A 15,824-nucleotide genomic window follows, 5' to 3' on the forward strand; every position below is an offset into this window, starting at 1 on the left:
TTGCGCAACTTCGCCGCACAACGATTCACGCCCTCAAAAACTGATTCATGTAAAAGGTCTAATGTTTAAGTGTGGGATAACCCCACACCTAGACATTACAGTCAATTAAGCTGCTCTCCTAGAGCCCGTTAGAGAAGCTTAAGTGCTTAATTCCAGCGGTAGGTCTGCGTCTTCGGCAACCTGGTCTGCAAGAATGACAGGTTCTTGGTAGAGGGGGATGGTGAAGGTAACCGTTGAGCCGAGCCCTTCACCCATACTGTAGAAGTTAACAACTCCACCCATGGTTTCGACTAGACGCTGGGAGATAGTCAGCCCAAGACCTGTGCCGCCGTACTGGCGTGTCCTGGAGCCGTCTACTTGGCTGAAGGATTGGAAGAGGCGATCTTGCTTCTCCAGGGAAACTCCAATGCCGGTATCGGCCACGCTAATTTTGACGATGCCTGCATTTTTCTCTTCAGTCGTATCACCGGGTTTTTTGGTGGTCATTTCTTGATCCACCATCTTCTTGGGAATGACATCGGCTGCGATCGTAATACCGCCTTCGTGGGTAAATTTAATTGCGTTGCCGACCAGGTTGAGCATGACTTGTAGAAGCCGCTGGTAGTTGCCATAGAGGATTACCGGGTCGCGAGTTGCTGGAATACGAATTTCAAATTTCAATAGCTTTTGTTCAGCCTGGGTGCGGGTGAAGTTCTCCACATCCGTCAGGAGTTCCTCAAGTCTGACGGGGTTGAGCTCCAACTGCATCTTGCCCGCCTCAATCTTCGCGATGTCGAGGATATCGTTGATGATGCTGAGGAGGTGAACGGCTGAGCGGTAGGCTTCATTGATAAATTCGTGTTGTTCTTCAGGGGTGTCTGCCATGCCATCCAGCACGAGCTTAAGAAATCCGATCATCCCGTTTAATGGGGTTCTCAGTTCGTGGGACGTGTTGGCCAAAAACTCGGATTTCAACCGAGACGCTTCTTCTGCTTGACGGCGAGCAGTTTCTAACTCTTGCCGCTGTTGCATCAAGCTGTCGTTTGCTTCCTGAAGATCTGTGGCTAACTTCCGGCTGGCAGCGAATAGTTTGGCATGTCCTACCCCAGTTCCAACCTGATCTGATAGCTCACGAATCAGGTCAATTTCTCCCAAGGTCAACCGGGGTGAGTCATCGGAGGTATACATCAGAATCAAGCCATTCGGCTGGCCCTGATAACAGGTCGCAACCACGAGCAGCGATCGCACCTGTTCCTCCACCTCTACTGGGGTGACCTGAATGGGCTTGAGGTTCTCCAACGCCTCCGTCAGGTGAGCTTGTTCTGAAAGATGGAGTTCGGTATTGAGCCACGATTCGATGGGTTGGCGGCTGTGTTCAGCAACCACACGCACGCTATCGTTCCCCGGAGTGTACAGACAGATCAAGCAGCGATGCAGGTTGAGGGATTGCCCCAACCCTTTGACAGTCTGTTCCAGAATGGTGTCAAGGTCAAGGGTGCGGCGTGTATTCCAGGCGATTTGGGTGAGGAGTTTTTCGTAGCGGCTGGAGTAGGGTGCAAACTGGCCCGGGGTGATGGGTGGCAGATGTTCGATCGCCTCACAGGCTTCGCTGCGGCTGCACTCATAGAGCGATCGCCCTAACAGCGTCACCAATGTGGGTGGAATACCCGGCATCAGAATAGGGCTGAGGTTAAGGCGAAACAACAGCAACTTGTCACCGTACCGGAACGGGTAGGAAAATTCCTGGGGAATCAGGAAGTTGAGAGATTGCTGAATCCGTTCCAGAAAGGGGGCAATTGCCATCGGCACAAAGGCCTGTTGCGCTTCCGTGACGGACATGCCAATTAAGGCTTGCCACGGTTCAAAACCCTGACCTGCCTCAGGAGATTCCGCACCTGTACAGCAGAAGGAATGGTAAACGCCCCGATCATCGACCGTCAACGCTACATGAAATCGGTCGGTGAAAGAGGCTGATATATCCACATCGGGGGTGGCTACCATACGGGGCGATCGCTCGAAGGTGGGCAGAAACTCATTGGGAACAGCCATCAATCTACCGCAAAAACTAAACGGATGCCGAACAGCCATTCGCCCCTTCAGGCAGGAACCGAGGCTATCAACCACCGAGGTTTATTGAAACTGGAGAGGCAACCCAGAACGTGCCAGAACTTGACTAAATCTGCTGCTCCAGTAACGAGCTTAGGGTTCCCACCTTGTGCTGAGAAGATGCAGATCAAAGCAGTTCTTCAAGCCTACAGTTTAAGAATCAGGAGATTAATCGTTCCATTCACCTCGGGGCGGCACGGGTGGGTTCCGGCGGAGGCTACGGGTCAGGTCGTCATCGCGGCGGTTACCCCCCTTAAGCCATTGCCGAACAGCGACTTCGATAACCTTGCTCGGGTCAGAGGTAAGGTGATTGATTTGATCCAGCAATTCGGGATCGATTTGCACCGAGATTTCGACTTTGGTGGTTGGCGATTCTTTCTCGGACGGGGGTTCAGATTGCACGGTGGACTCGGTCATTGAGGTTTCTCCTGGCTCAGAATCAATGGTTAATGGCTAACTAAAATCAAATCCCATGAATATGCTGTCGTTAAAGCAACGAAAACAGAGACCCACAAGGGATGGAGTTCCGATTAAGGCATCTCTCCTGATGAGCTCGGAGCCTGACCGTGCACCCAGAGTTTTCCGAAGCATGCCTAACCGTATTATTCCCTTCATTGTGAGATGCCCCGCGCCAACTGTTAGGGTGAATTAAGACTTGAAAGGCTGATTGCTCCGGCTTATGGAAGCCCATCCACCCTCCATCAGGAAGAGGGGAAGGCATTACAATATCTTAAGCTGGGAAAAACAAACGGCATCCTAGCTCCAAGAGACTTAATGACCACCGGGCTGGCTCCCAAACACTATGACTGACGTACCTGTCTCACGTATTCGCAATTTCTCCATCATCGCTCACATTGACCACGGGAAATCCACCCTAGCCGATCGCTTGCTGCAATATACGGGTACCGTGAGCGATCGCGATATGAAGGAACAGTTCCTCGACAATATGGAACTGGAGCGGGAGCGCGGCATCACCATCAAGCTTCAGGCTGCTCGCATGAACTATCGCAGCCTGGATGGCGAAGAGTATGTCCTCAACCTGATCGACACTCCGGGCCACGTCGATTTCTCCTATGAGGTATCCCGCTCTCTCGCGGCCTGCGAAGGGGCGTTGCTCGTGGTGGATGCCTCCCAGGGGGTCGAAGCGCAGACCCTGGCTAATGTCTATCTGGCCCTGGAGCATGACCTCGAGATTATCCCTGTTCTGAACAAAATTGACCTGCCAGGGGCTGAGCCCGATCGCGTCAAAGAAGAAATCGAAGAAATTGTTGGCCTTGACTGCAGTGGCGCCATTCTGGCGTCTGCTAAAGAAGGTATTGGGATTCAAGACATTCTCGAATCCATTGTGCATTTGGTGCCACCGCCTCAGGATACGGTAAGCCAACCGTTGCGGGCGCTGATTTTTGACAGCTACTACGATCCGTATCGGGGTGTAGTAGTGTACTTCCGGGTGATGGATGGAACGTTGCAGAAGGGCGATCGTGTTCGTCTAATGGCCTCCGGCAAGGAGTACGAAATTGACGAATTAGGCGTACTATCTCCTACCCAAATCCAAGTGGACTCGCTCCATGCAGGAGAGGTGGGTTACCTGGCCGCCTCAATTAAAGCGGTGGAAGACGCCCGTGTGGGGGATACCATTACACTGGCAAAAACTCCGGCAGCGGAACCCCTACCGGGTTACACCGAAGCTAAGCCGATGGTGTTCTGTGGCCTCTTTCCAACGGACTCGGAGCAGTTCGAAGACCTGCGGGAGGCCCTGGAAAAGCTGCGCCTCAACGACGCGGCTCTGCAATTTGAGCCTGAAACCTCCAGCGCTATGGGCTTTGGTTTCCGATGCGGCTTCTTGGGACTGCTGCACATGGAAATTGTGCAGGAGCGACTGGAGCGGGAATATAACCTGGATCTGATCACAACAGCTCCATCGGTAATTTATCGGGTGACGAAGATTGACGGGGAAATTCTGATGATTGACAATCCCAGTCACTTGCCTGACCCACAGCATCGCGAAAAAATTGAGGAGCCTTACGTCAAGGTCGAGATGATCGCGCCAGAAAGCTTTGTCGGTACCTTAATGGAGCTGGGGCAAAGCCGCCGGGGTGTCTTCAAAGACATGCGTTACCTGGCTCAGGGCCGTACCACGATTACTTATGAGCTGCCATTGGCTGAGGTTGTGACAGACTTCTTTGACCAGATGAAGTCGCGATCGCGCGGTTATGCCAGCATGGAGTACCAGCTCATCGGTTACCGAGAAAACCCTCTAGTGAAACTGGATATTCTGATCAACGGCGATCCGGTTGACCCCCTGGCTACCATCGTGCATCGGGATAAAGCCTATTACGTGGGTAAAGCTCTGGTGGAGAAGCTGAAGGAATTGATTCCTCGTCACCAGTTTAAGATTCCCATTCAAGCCTCCATTGGGAGTCGAGTTATCGCTAGCGAAAATATCCCAGCCCTACGGAAGGATGTATTAGCAAAATGCTACGGTGGCGATATTTCTCGGAAGAAAAAACTGCTCCAGAAACAAGCCAAGGGTAAGAAGCGTTTGAAGGCAATTGGCACCGTAGATGTGCCCCAAGAAGCGTTCATGGCAGTTCTAAAACTTCAGTAGCTCTACTTGAAAAATGTTTTCTTGAAGTAGTGTTTTAGACCTCCCACACACGCAGATTACGGTGCTAATTTCGCAAGGAAATTGCAGTTCTATTGTTGAGGTCATTGCAAATACTTCTAGACATAAAAGCTTCTCTGTCTTTAGGTAGAGAAGCTTTTTTGATCGACTTGTGCTGCTGTTTGAGATGTTCTAGAAGCTTTGTCCTGTAAGGTTTTTAGGTGGAAAGCTTAGAGTTTTTTCTGACAAAATGCTCATCAAAACTTAGCTTGGTTATCAATAGCTTGTTATCAAGAATTCCTCTCTAAACTTTGTGATTGTTCTTCGAACTTCAGCAACGGTTCATTCAGAAGTAAAGATTCCGTAAACTCTCGATTTTCTGATTTCGCCTTCTTTTTATATTCTGTTAAGTTGCTAGACGAAAGTTATTAAAAAAACGTCAGCACCTATCGTTGCCCCGAATCCAAATGCATGGGAAGGGCGTTCTACCTCAATCGGTGGCGGGGCACTTTTCGGTTCTTGCACCTGAAACATCTTTAGTTAGGAAGGTCTATGCGAATTCTCGTTACTGGCGGCGCAGGCTTCATCGGGTCGCACCTCATCGATCGATTAATGCAACAAGGCCATGAGGTGATCTGCCTGGATAATTTCTACACTGGGGATAAGCGCAACATTCTGAAATGGATAGGGCACCCCTACTTTGAGCTGATCCGCCATGACATTACGGAACCCATTCGGTTAGAAGTCGATCAGATCTACCATTTGGCTTGCCCGGCCTCCCCCGTTCATTACCAATACAACCCAGTAAAGACGATTAAAACCAACGTTATGGGAACCCTGAACATGTTGGGGTTAGCCAAACGGGTTAAAGCACGGTTTCTGCTGGCGTCTACCTCAGAAGTGTATGGCGATCCAGAGGTTCATCCCCAATCTGAAGAATATCGGGGAAATGTCAATACCATCGGTATTCGCAGTTGTTATGACGAAGGCAAACGGGTGGCTGAAACGCTAGCGTTTGACTACCATCGTCAAAACGATGTGGAAATCCGTGTCGCCCGGATTTTTAACACTTATGGCTCTCGGATGCTTGAGAATGACGGTCGGGTTGTGAGCAATCTGGTGGTGCAGGCGCTCCAGGGCAAGCCTCTGACCGTGTATGGAGATGGTTCTCAAACCCGAAGCTTCTGTTATGTATCTGACCTGGTGGAAGGACTGATGCGGTTGATGAATGGTGAACACATGGGCCCTGTGAATCTGGGTAACCCCGATGAGTACACCATTCTGCAATTGGCGCAGACCATTCAGGACATGATCAACCCTGATGTCGCTCTTAAGTACGAACCCCTGCCCCAGGATGACCCGCGCCGTCGTCAACCCGACATCACCCGCGCTAGAACCTGGCTTGGCTGGGAACCCACCATTCCCCTAAGGGAAGGTCTGAAGCTGACGATTGACGATTTCCGGGAGCGGTTGGGCGATCGCGTGGTCGTACCGGCTCGCTCGGTATCTGCCCTCTAATTTGGGGAAGGTTTTCATCCGGCTTGTGAACCTATCGCAAGCCTCTTCGCTACGTCCTAATTGTTGTTAAGGAGGTCAGTCTAATGCGCGTTTGTGTCATCGGAACTGGGTATGTAGGTTTGGTCACAGGAGTTTGCTTGGCCAACATTGGTCATCATGTGATCTGCATCGACAACAACGAAGAGAAGGTCAAGCTGATGAAGTCGGGCCAATCGCCCATTTATGAGCCGGGTCTCTCCGAGTTGATGACCTCCTGCATTCAGAGCGGCACTATTGAATTCTCGACGGATTTGGCCGCTGGTGTAGAGCATGGTGAAGTTCTGTTCATCGCCGTTGGCACACCTCCACTCCCTACCGGAGAAAGCGACACCCGCTATGTGGAAGCTGTAGCTCGGGGCATTGGTAGCCATCTCAATGGTGGTTACAAGGTGATTGTGAACAAGTCCACAGTACCCATCGGTTCTGGCGACTGGGTACGGATGCTGGTGCTGGATGGCGTGCGGGAACGCCAGGCTGAACTGGTAAGCGCTGGTGGTGGTACTGCACTGGCTGAGCCTCAAGCGGAATTTGACGTGGTGAGTAACCCTGAGTTTCTGCGGGAAGGTTCGGCGGTGTATGACACCTTCAACCCCGATCGCATCGTACTGGGTAGCAACAACCCGAAGGCGATCGCCATGATGAAGGAGCTGTATGCCCCTATCGTGTCGCGCCAATTTGCTGAAGACAAGAGTGCTCCCACTGTTCCTGTGGTCGTGACCGACCTCAGTTCGGCAGAGATGGTGAAGTACGCGTCCAATGCTTTTCTAGCCACCAAGATTAGCTTTATTAACGAGATTGCGAATATTTGCGATCGCGTTGGTGCGGATGTCACGCAGGTTGCCAAGGGGATTGGCTTGGATTCCCGTATCGGCAGCAAGTTCCTGCAAGCCGGAATTGGCTGGGGTGGTTCTTGCTTCCCCAAAGACGTAGCAGCGTTGATTCATACAGCGAGCGACTACGGCTATGAAACTCAGTTGCTAAATGCAGCCGTTACGGTCAACAAGCGTCAGCGGTTGATTGCTCTGGAGAAACTCCAGCAAGTGCTGAAGATCCTGAAGGGCAAAACTGTCGGTTTACTGGGTCTCACCTTTAAGCCTGACACCGATGATATGCGGGACGCACCTGCGTTGGATTTGATTGAGCACCTGACCCGTCTTGGTACCAAAGTGAAAGCCTATGACCCCCTGGTTTCTCAAACCGGACTGCGTCATGGTCTGTCTAATGTACTAGTTGAAACTGACCCTGAGCGTCTGGCCGATGGCTGCGACGCCCTGGTGTTGGTAACGGATTGGGCTCAGTTTAATACCCTGGATTACACCAAGATGGCTAAGCTGATGAACAATCCTGTGATAATTGATGGCCGTAACTTCCTCAACCGGGAAACCCTAGAAAGTGCTGGGTTCCTATATGTTGGCGTAGGCCGTTAAACTTATCAGGTTGGCCGAGTTCAGAAAATCTGAACTCGGCCGACTACTAACCTTTGTCATCTGCATCAGCGTCAAGAACTCCATGTAAAAAGAGGCAACCATAGGTTGCCTCTTTTTCTCCTCTTGGGCTTGGCGCATTTGTGTTGTAGGTGGGGATGTGAAGCATTCCACCCACAGCACAAATGCGTCAGTCCTGTCTTCTTGTGATGGGTTTGAATGTCAAGAACTCCATGTAAAAAGAGGCAACCTACGGCTGCTTCTTTTTCTCTCCTTTCAACGAGTTTCAATGATGTTTGCTATCACAATACTTTCGCTATTTTTCTCAAGCCCTTGATTTTGTGCGACGCATATACAAAATCAAGGGCTTGAGAAAAATAGTGAGGATGTAGTTATGAAGAATTGGCTTATGGGTAGTATGCAATTCTCCCATGAACTGGCCCATAATGCCTTCAGTTGAGAACTGCTATATTTACAGAAATTACGCATCTTATTCAGTACGGTATGTGAAACATATCGCACCACTAGAAATCATCAGGTTGAAATATAAGAACCTATTACACCGTCGCCACTTGTAATTATTTCCTTTTACAACAAGCTTTAGACTGTCGTTAGACTAATGCAGGAACGATCGCCAAACAGGAAAGGCTGACACGAATGGTGGAGAGCGTTCAAGACATTTTTTTTATTTACTCTGGAAATCGTAATCAGTTGCTTCAGGTTAGCCCAACCTATGAACAGGTTTGGGGCCGTTCGTGTGCCAGTCTTTATGAAAATCCTCTGTCGTGGATGGAGGCATTGCATCCTGAGGATAGGGATAGGGTGATGGAGGCGATCGCCTCCCAAGGGCAGGGAAACTCCTATCGTCAGGAGTACCGCATTATCCGCCCGGACGGCTCCCTACGCTGGATCTATGCTCGCTCTGCTTCTCTCAACGGCCCGACTGGAGTACCCGAACAAATCGTTGTCTTGGCAGAGGATGTTACCGAGCGTAAGCAATCGGACCAGTATCAAGAGCATCTTAACCTTGCACTGCAAGAGAACGAAACCAAATTTCGTACGTTCCTTGAAATGGCCTCGGAAGCTGTCATTATTTCCAATGCCCAAGGGGAGATTGTTATTTTCAATGCGAAGGCCGAAGAAATCTTTGGCTATGCGTTCAACGAGGTATTGGGCCAACCTATTGAATCCTTAATGCCGGAACGTTTTCGTCAGGGACATCAGCATTTTCGAGCTGAATACTACAACCAGCCCATGCGGCGTTCCATGGGCCACGCCGGCAACCTGTTTGCACAACGCAAGGATGGATCAGAATTCCCCATCGAAGCAGGATTAAGCGCTGTGCAAGTTGGAGACGAGCGCTTTGTGTTGACCTTCCTAACGGATATTAGCGATCGCAAACGAGCCGAAGACATTCTGCGCCAAACTGAAGCTGCCCTGCGGGAAGCCAACCAGGAGTTGGAAAAGCGAGTTTTGGAACGCACCACTGAGCTGTCCCAAATGAATCATCAGTTGCAGCAGGAACTGACGGAGCGACAACGCACTCAGCAGATTCTAGAAGAACAAACCCATCTATTAGACCTGGCCCATGACACGATCATGGCCCGTGATTTTGATGGGGTGATTACCTTTTGGAATCGTGGGGCTGAGCTTATGTATGGGTGGACTCGGACAGAAGCTTTGGGGCAGCTGACTCATCAATTACTCCAGACTCAGTTTCCTCAACCTCAGCCCGAGGTTGAGGCAGAACTATTGGCAAATGGCTATTGGGAAGGTGAGCTTACCCATAAACGCCGGGATGGAGGTCTGATTAGGGTTGCGAGCCGTTGGGTTCTACAGCGCAATGATGAGGGGCAACCCCTCAAGGTTCTAGAGATCAATAATGATATTACTGAACGGAAGAGAGCCGAGGAGAGCCATGCCCGGTTGGCTGCGATTATTGAATCATCTGGTGATGGCATCCTGAGTACGACTTTAGATGGCACCATCAATAGCTGGAACCGTGGGGCAGAAGAAATTTATGGTTACTCCGCCCAGGAAATCATAGGCCAATCCATTACCAAACTGCTGCCTGCCGATCGTTCCCATGAAGAAGTGCAAATTTTGGAACGGTTAAAACACGGCGATCGCATTGACCATTTCGAGACCGTACGACAGCACAAGAAGGGCCATCTCATCGACATTTCCCTGACGATTTCCCCGATTCGCAATCGGAAGGGTGAGCTGATTGGAATGTCAAAAATTGCGCGAGATATTAAGCGGCGCAAACAAGCCGAAGAACAGGTGCGCTTGAGTAGCGAACGCATCAGTCTGGCGAATGCAGAATTAGCTCGCGCTGCCCGCTTAAAAGATGAGTTTTTGGCCGGTATGAGCCATGAGCTGCGAACCCCTCTCAACGCTATTTTGGGGCTTTCGGAAGCCTTACTCGAAGAGATTTTTGGAACCCTCACCCCGGCTCAACGAGAACACCTGACTACGATTGAGCAAAGTGGCAAGCACTTATTGGAATTGATTAATGACATCCTCGATTTGTCGAAGGTCGAATCTGGCAAGATGGAGTTGGCGATCGCTCCTGTCAGTGTGCAGGCACTATGCGATTCCAGCCTGAATTTCGTCAAGCAACAGGCCCACCACAAACGCATCAAGGTTCATTGTCGAATTGACGATGAATTAACTGAGATCGAGGTGGATGAACGTCGCATCCGGCAGTTGCTCGTCAATCTATTAAGTAATGCGGTCAAATTTACCCCAGAAGGGGGCAGTATCCAACTGCAAGTGCGGGCCGATGCCTTCCGCGAAACTGTTGACTTTAGCATCACCGATACAGGTATTGGAATTTCCCAGGAAAATATCCCCCGGCTCTTTCAACCCTTTGTGCAGTTGGACAGTTCTCTCTCTAGGCGATATGCCGGGACAGGCCTGGGTCTGGCTCTAGTACGCCGCATTTCAGAACTGCATGGAGGAAGCGTGACGTTGGAAAGCCAAGAAGGAAAAGGCAGCCGTTTTACGGTTACATTGCCGTGGCAATCGCGAACAGCTACTTCAGAATTGCCAGCGGAAGCGGTTCCTTTAGGAGAATTAGCGCAGCATGTTCGGCAAGTCCTTATCGTAGAGGACTCGGAAGCCGCTGCTAGTCAAGTTGCTCGCTACTTAACAGAATTAGGGGCAGCCACGCTCATTCACCCGATAGGCAGCGGAGCCGTAGAAGCCGCTATACAACTACGCCCTGACATCATTATTCTGGATATTTTGCTGCCGGATCGTTCGGGTTGGGACGTATTGACAGAATTAAAAACAAATCCAGCTACCCAGAACATCCCAGTTATTGTTGTCTCCGTTGTGGATGAGCGCTCTTGTGCATTGGAATTGGGAGCCGCAGCTTACTTGCTCAAACCCATTGTGCGCCAACAGTTTCAGCTAACCCTCAGCCAGGCTTTGGGTACGGCTCAAGCAAACGAGTTGGCTGCAACGCTAACTTCTCCGCCGGTAAGCACAGCTCCAACAATTTTGCTAGCTGAGGATAGCGAAGCGAATATTATCACCTTGAGTGGGTACTTGCAGGCCCATGGGTTTGAGGTTGTATTAGCCCGTAATGGGATCGAAGCTGTGCAGATGGCTCATCAATATCGGCCCAATTTGATTTTGATGGATATTCAAATGCCGGAGATGGATGGTTTAGAAGCGACTCGCCAAATCCGGGCAGAAGCGGATTTGCGGAGCATTCCTATCCTGGCATTGACGGCCTTGGCAATGCCGGGCGATCGCGAACGCTGCATCGAAGCTGGAGCCGTTGATTACCTCACCAAACCTGTTAGTCTAAAGCGTCTGGTCGCTCTCATCTCTGAGTACCTTGCTTAAGGCCACCATCCAACGAGTAGTTCATCCCACCGATTTTGATAAGTTAACCTGAGTTCGGGTTAAGGGTGTTTTCGAGTGCCGCGCGTTGCGCGGCACTCGAAAACGCTCATTTTGGCGTGCGCTTTGCGCACGCCAAAATGAGCACTTCAGCTTATCCTGAACTGAGGTTAAGTTACGAACTTTGACAGGTAGGATGTGGCGGGCTTTACCCGCCACATCCTACCTGTCAAAGTTCGTGTGCTCAAGTACTAGCCGATTGTCCAAAAAGTAACTAGTACGCTGCGGCGGAAATTCATCACCTATGTTTTTGTGTGGAGTGCTTCGCACCCCACACAAAAGCATAGGTCGCGAACTGAGGCCTCAGCCTACTAAATCATGCCAGAACCCTGAACAACATGTTTTACTGTCATCAGACTATTGAGTGTAATGAAGCCTCGGTGGTGTCCCTTTTGATTTGACATCCCCAACGCGACTGGTGTTGCCTGGCGGGGATTGCGATAAAACCGCGAGGACGCATTGATAAACAGCGTAGCGCTGTTCAGGTGAGTGGCAAATTGTTGGCTTTCGCTATAGGATTCGGTGGCCAGGGCATCTGCATGACCACTGCTATATCGGTTCATCCAGGCAATCCCTTGCTCAGGACTATCAACCACTCGGAAGGCGATAGTTTGATTCAGGTAGGGACGGCCCCAATCCTCTGACTCAGCAATCACGAGATCAGGAAAGTCAGCCACCAGATCGCCATCCCCCCGCAGCTGAAATCCTTCTTCTCGCAAACTGCGCCACAGGCTTTGCAGCGTAGTGGGGTCGTGACGATGGTGAACCAGTACCTTCTCAATGGCATTGACGGGATCAGGCTCACTGCGATGGCTGTCTAAAATCATCCAACGCACGACGTCTAGGGAACCCGAAGGAGCCCAGTACAGATAGCAGTTGCCCAGAGAGGTTTTGAGCACAGGTACACTTGCTTGCCTTACAACCTGCTGTACCAGGCTGGCCCGACCATAGGGAATAACCAGGTCAATACTGTCGTCCTGGGTAATCAGTTCCCGTATGGAGTCCTTCTGATCTGGGGGAAGCAGTTCCAGGCATCCTGTGGGTAGGCCCACATTCTCCAGGGCAGTTCGTAGGATTTCAGCGATCGCCAGATTCGATTGGCTGGCCTCACTCCCGCCCCGTAGCACCAGACTGTTACCCGTGCGAAGACACATCCCAGCAGCGATCGCCCCAAGCTCCGGAAATGACTCATATACGAGGGCAATCACCCCCAAGGGCATGAGCCGGCCATAAGTCTGTCCAAGGGACAGGGGCTGCGACACGTTGATTAATTGTTGAAAGGGATCGGGGGTTTCGGCCAGACGCTGCAAGATTTGAACTGCACTGTGCAGGCGCTCCGGAGTTAAGCGCAACCACTCCAAAATCAACTCTGGGATAGCCATCTCCCGGCTCGCTTCCAGGTCGAGGGTGTTAGCTTCCAGAATGTGATCTTGATATTCCAGTAAGGCTTTTGCCATGCTCTGTAATGCCGCACTGCGCTTGACCCCTTTCTCCAGGGCAAGCTCACTAGCGGCCTCACGGGCACGTTGTACAACTTCCAGCAAATCGGGCGCAGAGTCCAAGAGCCGATACCAATGACTAACGCCTACAGGCCAACCACAACATAAACACCAGCATAAGCGATAGTGCCAGCGCTGCAATCACCCGAAATGTCACGCTGGAAATCAGCGGCGATTGGAGGGTAGTGACCAGGAGTAGGAAAACCAGGCCGAAAATAATCAATAGCGTCAGGGGAATGTACCCTTTGCCCAGAGATGGGTTTACCACATTCCACTGATAGCCGTTCCAGCGCCATACCCGCTTGTAGGGGTAGTTGGTGGACAGTTGCTCAATACTATGGCCGTTGTCTTGGACGACAAATATCTGCTGACAGCGGTTACACCCAAAGGCTTCAGTCAGCGCAATTGGAGTCAGCTGACCCCGCCGCCGACAGGGACAGGGGTATTCTTCGTTGAGATCAATCTTCTGAGGTTTTTGCGCTTGCACAGGCAGCCACTTCAGCAAATAAGGGGTTAATAACGGATAGATGAAAACTATCGATGAAAAAACGAACGCGGTCAGCTTTAAGTCAGTTCGATTCTAACGATTCCCATCGAAAGGCTCAAGGGGATAGAGAAAAACTGGACAAAGCCGTTACATTTATCCCTGGAGTTCACGCTCTCCTGCTACCTCAACGAATTAAAAGAAAAGGGATGAGCAAGGCTCATCCCTTTTCCCTAAGCGGGTAACGCGATTCGAACGCGCGACATTCACCTTGGCAAGGTGACGCTCTACCGCTGAGCTATACCCGCATCTATTTCAACTTTCACCGGTAGGCTCCTGGAGATACAAATATGCTTGACACACTTGTAATCCCACTTTGGGGAACCAAGCGGGTAACGCGATTCGAACGCGCGACATTCACCTTGGCAAGGTGACGCTCTACCGCTGAGCTATACCCGCATTTATTCTTTAGTTTTCAAGCGGTTCCTGGAGTGAAAGATGCATGACATACATCTCTAACCCCGTTTTGGGGGAACCAAGCGGGTAACGCGATTCGAACGCGCGACATTCACCTTGGCAAGGTGACGCTCTACCGCTGAGCTATACCCGCAAACTTCAGCTTTACTATCCTCCCAAACTGACCGTGCACTTGTCAAGGTTTTTTTAAGGAGAATCGGGGGCGACAGCACTCTTCAAACTCGCAACAGGGTTGCTAGATGCGGCGATCGCAGGGTCATACCCAGGAAGCGAGCGCATCTGTCGCATCAGGCTAGCCATTTCTAGAGCATTCATGGCGTAATCCCAACCCTTATTGCTCTTGATGCCAGCCCGTTCCAAAGCCTGCTGCATTGTATCGGTCGTTAGAACGCCAAACACGACGGGTACACCTGTCTGAAAGGAGGCTGCTGCGATACCTTTAGAAACTTCGGCCGCCACAAAATCAAAGTGGGGCGTTTGTCCTTTAATCACAGCACCCAGGCAGATGATGGCATCATAACGAGCGCTCAGAGCCAGCTGCCGGGCCACTAGCGGAATTTCGAAACATCCAGGCACCCAGGCATAATCGACCTGTTGTCCCTGGGGATCAGGGTCAACTCCATGTCGTTTCAGGCAGTCCTGACAACCCTCCAGCAATTTGTTGGTGATCAGGTCATTAAAACGACCAATGACCATCGCGAACCGCAGAGGCTCAGTCGAGGAAAAATTACCTTCAAAAACCGCCATGAATCGTTACTCCTCCAGAAACATAGTTGTTTCTTGTGACACTCAGTGAAACTGCACTGCGGCTCCACTTGGTGGGAGGCTCACACGCAGGGTCGCAAGCTTGGCAGAGAAAGGGTTGGAAGCCTAGTCAGGAATTTAACCCTTCCCTGCCAAACTGGGCCGATGATTACACTACCAGATAATTCAACGCGCCCACTAGCAACACCAGCACCACCCAAATTCCAGAGCCAAGATAAAGCAAGCGCTTGGATTGTTCCCAGTTCCGGGGGCTGGCATAGGCCACTGGCACACCCACGATCATAATGAAGGACATGGCAACCAGTGCCGCCAAGGCAAGTTGAAACAGGATTGTAAACATCAGCGGTTCTCCCAGCAGTTTCCCAACAAAGCAAATTTAGTCGGATCCGAATAGAGGCAAAGCCTATCTCTGCTCACCGTCCATCGCTCCACTAGTTAAGCTATCAAAAAACTGGCCTCTATACTCACATTCATTTTCGTTAAATAGATTGTCCCCAGTAAACGCAGCTAAGGCATGAGGGTTCCCCTGAGTGGAACCTCTATTTTGGCCATGATGGTGGGGGCATTTTTACGATGGGTAAAACAGGCTCCAAAAATGCAGCCGTTAGGGTGAGCTTGCGTAAATTCGGGCTACGTTAAGGAGATTTCCAGTAATGAAATTACCCCCAGAATGTTGGTGCTTTGCCCGCTTCGCGGGCAAAGCACCAACATTCTGGGTAAATTCTTATGCAGAAACCTCCTAACTTAAAGGGTCAGGTATTGAAGAAAGGAGATGGGCAGCACAGCGTGGCGTCCATCTGCTGAAGAATGCAATTGAATAACCTCAGTTCGGGTTAAGGACGTTTTCGAGTGCCGCGCGTTGCGCGGCACTCGAAAACGCTCATTTTGGCGTGCGCAAAGCGCACGCCAAAATGAGCACTTCAGCTTATCCCGAACTGAGGTTGAATAAGAGCCGGATTTTTTGTGGAAGGTGTGGCTAAACTGCACCCCTACAGAGAATTTTGGTTCTGATT

The 15,824-nt window shown here is 50.8% G+C and carries 10 protein-coding genes and 3 tRNA genes; 4 read left to right on the forward strand and 9 right to left on the reverse strand.

Annotated features, from left to right (window positions below):
- Positions 1-138: 138 nt before the first annotated feature.
- On the reverse strand, positions 139-2,028 hold the full coding sequence (locus tag H6F91_RS03030; protein ID WP_242035608.1) for an ATP-binding protein: 1,890 nt from the start codon (positions 2,026-2,028) through the stop codon (positions 139-141).
- Between the two features lie 225 nt (positions 2,029-2,253).
- The gene (locus tag H6F91_RS03035) at positions 2,254-2,502 is read right to left on the reverse strand and encodes a hypothetical protein (protein WP_190770962.1); all 249 of its coding nucleotides are present in this window, start codon (positions 2,500-2,502) and stop codon (positions 2,254-2,256) included.
- Between the two features lie 385 nt (positions 2,503-2,887).
- On the opposite strand from H6F91_RS03035, the gene lepA reads away from it, so the two are divergent.
- The 4 genes from lepA (at position 2,888) to H6F91_RS03055 (ending at position 11,529) form a co-directional block, all read left to right on the forward strand.
- Positions 2,888-4,693, forward strand: a complete 1,806-nt coding sequence (gene lepA / locus H6F91_RS03040) for a translation elongation factor 4 (RefSeq protein WP_190770963.1) — start codon at positions 2,888-2,890, stop codon at positions 4,691-4,693.
- A gap of 549 nt (positions 4,694-5,242) precedes the next feature.
- Complete coding sequence (locus H6F91_RS03045) at positions 5,243-6,208, forward strand: UDP-glucuronic acid decarboxylase family protein (RefSeq protein WP_190770964.1); 966 nt, start codon at positions 5,243-5,245, stop codon at positions 6,206-6,208.
- Positions 6,209-6,291: 83 nt separating this feature from the next.
- A complete protein-coding gene (locus tag H6F91_RS03050; protein ID WP_190770965.1) occupies positions 6,292-7,674 on the forward strand; it encodes a UDP-glucose/GDP-mannose dehydrogenase family protein in 1,383 nt (460 codons plus the stop codon).
- 645 nt (positions 7,675-8,319) lie between these two features.
- Positions 8,320-11,529 (forward strand): PAS domain S-box protein, encoded by a 3,210-nt coding sequence (locus H6F91_RS03055; protein WP_277874357.1) that lies wholly within the window; start codon positions 8,320-8,322, stop codon positions 11,527-11,529.
- A 368-nt stretch (positions 11,530-11,897) separates the two neighbouring features.
- On the opposite strand, the gene H6F91_RS03060 is transcribed toward H6F91_RS03055, so the two are convergent.
- The 7 genes from H6F91_RS03060 to psbZ form a co-directional block, all read right to left on the reverse strand.
- The gene (locus H6F91_RS03060; RefSeq protein WP_199307607.1) at positions 11,898-13,148 is read right to left on the reverse strand and encodes a glutamate-5-semialdehyde dehydrogenase; all 1,251 of its coding nucleotides are present in this window, start codon (positions 13,146-13,148) and stop codon (positions 11,898-11,900) included.
- A gap of 16 nt (positions 13,149-13,164) precedes the next feature.
- Complete coding sequence (locus H6F91_RS03065; protein ID WP_190770967.1) at positions 13,165-13,572, reverse strand: hypothetical protein; 408 nt, start codon at positions 13,570-13,572, stop codon at positions 13,165-13,167.
- Between the two features lie 233 nt (positions 13,573-13,805).
- Positions 13,806-13,877 (reverse strand) — tRNA-Gly (locus H6F91_RS03070).
- A 79-nt stretch (positions 13,878-13,956) separates the two neighbouring features.
- A tRNA-Gly gene (locus tag H6F91_RS03075) sits at positions 13,957-14,028 on the reverse strand.
- 79 nt (positions 14,029-14,107) lie between these two features.
- Positions 14,108-14,179 (reverse strand) — tRNA-Gly (locus H6F91_RS03080).
- Positions 14,180-14,232: 53 nt separating this feature from the next.
- Positions 14,233-14,793 (reverse strand): 6,7-dimethyl-8-ribityllumazine synthase, encoded by a 561-nt coding sequence (gene ribH, locus H6F91_RS03085; protein ID WP_190770968.1) that lies wholly within the window; start codon positions 14,791-14,793, stop codon positions 14,233-14,235.
- Positions 14,794-14,959: 166 nt separating this feature from the next.
- Positions 14,960-15,151 carry a photosystem II reaction center protein PsbZ gene (gene psbZ / locus H6F91_RS03090; protein WP_190770969.1) on the reverse strand — a complete coding sequence of 64 codons (192 nt, stop codon included), beginning with the start codon at positions 15,149-15,151 and terminating at the stop codon, positions 14,960-14,962.
- Between the last annotated feature and the right edge of the window lie 673 nt (positions 15,152-15,824).

This window comes from Leptolyngbya sp. FACHB-8 (assembly GCF_014695575.1).
In the GTDB taxonomy this organism is placed as follows: domain Bacteria; phylum Cyanobacteriota; class Cyanobacteriia; order Elainellales; family Elainellaceae; genus Vacuolonema.